4 protein-coding genes and 1 pseudogene are annotated in these 4,275 nt (G+C 66.3%); 3 read left to right on the top strand and 2 right to left on the bottom strand.

What is annotated here, in order from left to right; genetic code table 11:
* The 3 genes from AC27KI_RS19670 to AC27KI_RS19660 all read left to right on the top strand — a co-directional run.
* On the top strand, positions 1-673 hold a 673-nt coding region (locus tag AC27KI_RS19670; protein WP_487115381.1), incomplete at its 5' end, for an ABC transporter ATP-binding protein.
* A gap of 191 nt (positions 674-864) precedes the next feature.
* Entirely contained in the window at positions 865-1,122 is a 258-nt protein-coding gene (locus AC27KI_RS19665) for a hypothetical protein (RefSeq protein WP_487089786.1), read from the top strand.
* 119 nt (positions 1,123-1,241) lie between these two features.
* Positions 1,242-2,657: a hypothetical protein gene (locus AC27KI_RS19660; protein WP_487115379.1), complete on the top strand. Its 1,416-nt coding sequence runs from the start codon at positions 1,242-1,244 to the stop codon at positions 2,655-2,657.
* Positions 2,658-2,694: 37 nt separating this feature from the next.
* Here the strand turns inward: AC27KI_RS19660 and AC27KI_RS19655 are convergent, their stop codons facing one another.
* Both AC27KI_RS19655 and treF read right to left on the bottom strand, forming a co-directional pair.
* On the bottom strand, positions 2,695-2,811 hold the full coding sequence (locus AC27KI_RS19655) for a trehalase family glycosidase (RefSeq protein ID WP_487115383.1): 117 nt from the start codon (positions 2,809-2,811) through the stop codon (positions 2,695-2,697).
* Between the two features lie 64 nt (positions 2,812-2,875).
* Positions 2,876-4,192 (bottom strand): annotated as a pseudogene (gene treF, locus AC27KI_RS19650) (alpha,alpha-trehalase TreF); the annotation flags it as partial.
* Between the last annotated feature and the right edge of the window lie 83 nt (positions 4,193-4,275).

Raw genomic sequence — 4,275 nt, 5'->3', positions numbered from 1 at the left:
CTCGGGCTGCGGCAAGTCCACCTTGCTCAACCTGATCGCCGGACTCACCGTGCCCACCGCCGGCGCGCTGCTGTGCGCCAACAAGGAGATCAAGGGCCCCGGCCCCGAGCGCGCGGTGGTGTTCCAGAACCATTCCCTGCTGCCCTGGCTGACCTGCGAAGGCAACGTGCACCTGGCGGTCGAGCGCGTGTTCGGCAAGCGGGAACCGAAGGCCCAGCTCAAGGCCCGCACCGAGGCCGCGCTGGCCATGGTGGGCCTCACGCACGCGGCGCAAAAGCGCCCCGGCGAGATCTCGGGCGGCATGAAGCAGCGCGTGGGCATCGCCCGGGCGCTGTCGATGGAGCCCCAGGTGCTGCTGATGGACGAGCCCTTCGGCGCGCTGGACGCCCTCACCCGCGCCAAGCTGCAGGACGAGCTGCTGGAGATCGTGGCGCGCACGCAGAGCACGGTGGTCATGGTCACCCACGACGTGGACGAGGCCGTGCTGCTGTCCGACAAGATCGTGATGATGACCAACGGCCCGGCCGCCACCATCGGCGAGGTGCTGGCGGTGGACATCCCGCGCCCGCGCAACCGCGTGGCCCTGGCCGAAGACCCGCGCTACCTGCGCAGCCGCAAGGCGGTGATCGATTTCCTGTACACGCGCCAGGCGCATGTGGAGAAGGCGGCCTGAGGCAGCGGCGGCCCCGCAGGCACGGCACCGCGCAGGCCGTGCGCTCCGATTGTTTTTCATGTTTTATCAGATCGTTTAAGCAATTTTCAGGGATTTTTCAATCTGTTAGAAAGCCGTCCCCATAATATCGCGCAGTGGCCCGTGCGCCACCGTGAAAATCCTGATTCCAGTTCAGCACCCCGATCAGGGGAATGGAATATCACGATATTTGCGCATTATTCACCAAAACGGGGATTAGCGATGCCATGGCGGACCAGAAAATCACCACCATTGACCATGGTGCCGGCGTCAACGCCACGCTCAGCAGCGTTCATTACCCCGGGGACCATTGCAACCTGCCGAAAAGGCGGGTAATCCACACCGGAAGCAGCGATGGCGACTACATCCGGGTGCTTGCCATCACGAAAGATCCCGCAGGGGCTTTGACGGTGGCCTGGTCCCCTTTCTGAGGCTGCGCCCGCGCCCATCGCCGCGCACGCCACCGCCGCCCAGGAAGCGCTGAGCCCCTGGGCGGGCCCCTCCGCCCTGCCGGCCTCGGCAGATCGCAACCCTTGAAACGCCCTCCACCATGACCCCGACCCCCATTCCGTCCGTGCCGCGCTCGATTTCCATCGAGGACACGCAAGCCCATCACCTGCAGCTGTTGAACCCCGCCCAACCAGCGCTCGGGGCTTCGCCTTCCACCCGGCCCGACGCACCGGCGCTGCAGACCTTCAACGGCTACTACACCCTTGGAAACGCCCAGGGCGCCTTTTTGGCGGTCGACACCAACATGGTGTTTCAAGCAGGCACCATCGCCCCTGCGTACCACGTGTCGCTGATCATCTCGCTGGACGGAACCTCCGCCACCCGCTACCCCTTCACGGGAAGCTTCGACGGCAAGACCCTGCACCAGACGTCCGACCAGGGGCTCACGGTCGAGCTGGAGTTCACCCGCGCGGGCGACACGTACGGGCCGGTGGCCTTCTGTTCGGGAAGCATCACCTTGCCGAAGCAAACGAAGGTCGATGTCTCCGGCGCCACCTACAACAACCCCATTGCAGCCGCCCTCTTCGCCGGCGATTACGTCGATACGGCGACTGGAAAAAAGGTGATGCGGATCGGGTCGGACAACCAGCTGCAGTACGACCCTGGCACCACCGGGAATCTCCAGCCGGTGCACACCTATGCGTACAACCTGAACATGTACTTCTTCACGGTCGCCCAGGGCAGCGAGACCGTGTCGCTCATCATGGGCACCGCTGCCGAGCAGGGTTTCGCCTGCAACAACATGGTGACCGATGGGCAAAAGCCCGCGCAGATCCGGTCGCTCGTCACCATTCCCCAGGCCGCGAAACCCGACTTCGCGCTGTACGACCTCAGCGGGTGCGAACTGGCGGATTTCAGCGGCTACTATCCCTTCCAATTCGACATCGAGACCCTGCAAAGCCGGTCTTTCGTCTCCATCCAGGCGCAATACGCAACGCTGCTGCCGGGCACCGACTGGGATCTGAATTTCGTGGCCATCAGCATTTCAACGGATGGCATCAATTCCCAGGCCTATTATTTCAATCCATTCACAATGAGTTTCAAGGATGGCATTCTGGACATGCCCGAGCAGAATATCCACCTGCAACTCACCCGAAAATACGATCCCGCCAATGGATCGCTGGTTCAAATGAGCGGCACGATCAACGGACAGAAAATAACGGGATCGACCCCCTTCAACCCCGTTCCATTATCTGCCTTCGCTGGCCAGCCCCTCACCAACCGCCTGGGCGACCGGCTCGCGGTGAATGGCGAAAACAGCGTGACCTACAACGGCGATAATGTCAAAGGCATTATCTACGTCCCTTTGATGTACATCTTGGCCTACCCCGTCGGCAATCCCGACGTGGTGATGTCTTTCGGCACCGATGGCGCCCATGGCACCGCGTGCATCGTGACCACGAAGGCCAATACCCCGACGCGGGCCACCACGACGGTCTGGGCCATTCCCTCATAAGGGACGTGGTCCGACGGGTGGCGCGGCCGCCGGGCCGTCAGGCGGGGTCGTCCAGCCAGCCCCGCACCACCCCGTTCGTCCAGCCGAACCCGTCCTGCAGCGGGTATTCGCCGCCATCGCCTCCGGTGGAGGGGCTGTCGCCGGATTCGCACAGCGAGTATTTTTTCGACCAGCTTGCCCTCGTGGTCGTACACGTCCTGCACGGTTTTGACCCAGCGCGTGCGGATGTCGTCCGACAGCTGGCGGCAGCTTTCGTCGGCCGCGCCGTAGGCGGCGAAGCCTTCCACCGCCATCCACTGCAGCGGCGCCCAGCCGTTGGGGCGGTCCCACTGCTCGCCGCTGGCGGTCTCCGAGGTGGACAGGCCGCCCCGCACCAGCAGGCGCCGGCGCACGGTGGCGGCCAGCGCATGGGCCTGCTCGGGCGTGGCCGTGCCGGTGAAGAGCGGCACCACGGTGGCGGCATTGAGCGAGGGGCGTGGCGTGCCGGCCTGCCAGTCGTGGTCGAGGAAGGCGCCGGCCTCGGCGTTCCACAGCACGCGGGACATGGCCTCGGCGCGCTGGCGGGCCCGGTGGTCGAACGCGTCGGCCGTGGCCGTGTCGCCCACGCTGCGGCTCAGGCGGGCGATGGTGGTCTCGGCCTTGTGCAGCAGCGCGTTCAGGTCCACCGGAAGGATGCGCGTGGTGCCGATGGTGGACAGGGTCTGCGTGCGGCAGGTGCCGCAGGCGCCATCGTCCAGCCAGCGCGCACTGAAGTCCCAGCCCGACTCGGCGGCGGCGCGCAGGTCGCGGTACACCTCGTTTGCGGGGCGCTGGCATTGGGCGGCGGTCTCCACATCCTCGCGCCACGATTCCTCGCGCGGCGTGTCGCGGTCGTCCCAGTAGCGGTTGAGCACGGCGCCGTCCGGCAGCGCCACCACGCGGCGGTGGGCGCTGCCCGGGGCCAGGGTGTCGGCACCCTCCATCCAGAACTCGTATTCGCGCCGCATCTGCGGCAGGTACTGCGCGGCGCCGTGCCCCGCGCACGATTCGCACAGCTCGGCCATCAACGAGAACACCGGCGGCTGCGAGCGGCTCAGGTAGTAGGTGCGGGTGCCGTTGGGCACGTGGCCGTAGGTGTCGATGAGGTAGGCGAAGTTGTCCGTCATCGTGTGCAGCAGGTGCCGCCGGCCGCTGCGCACCAGGCCCAGCATGGTGAAGTACGAATCCCAGTAATACATCTCCACGAACCGGCCGCCCGGCACCACGTAGGCGTGCGGCAGTGCCAGCAGCGAGCCGCGCGGGGGGTGGTGGGCCGGGTGGCGGGTGAGCTCGTCCCACAGCGCATCGATGTGCGCCGCCATGGTCAGCCCGGGTTCGACCGTGGGGCCGTCGCAGGCGCGGGTCTGGGGCTTGAAATGCCGGTGCACGAAGGCATGCAGGTCGAAGCCCGGCGCCTGGCACTGCGCGCGGTAGGTCGCGAGGATGGTCTCGGGCGGCTGGCGCGGGGCGCAGTCCACGAAGGTCTTGGAGTCTTCGAAGATGCGCTGGCGCTGCACTTCGATGAAAAGCTCTTCGTAGCGGTCCGCGGGCGTGTGGGTGTCGGCCGGCGGCGCCAGCGCGGCCGCGGCGCGCCGCGAGG

The organism is Acidovorax sp. KPB24-03, assembly GCF_057546605.1.
This window is presented reverse-complemented; position numbering and strand designations above follow the sequence as displayed.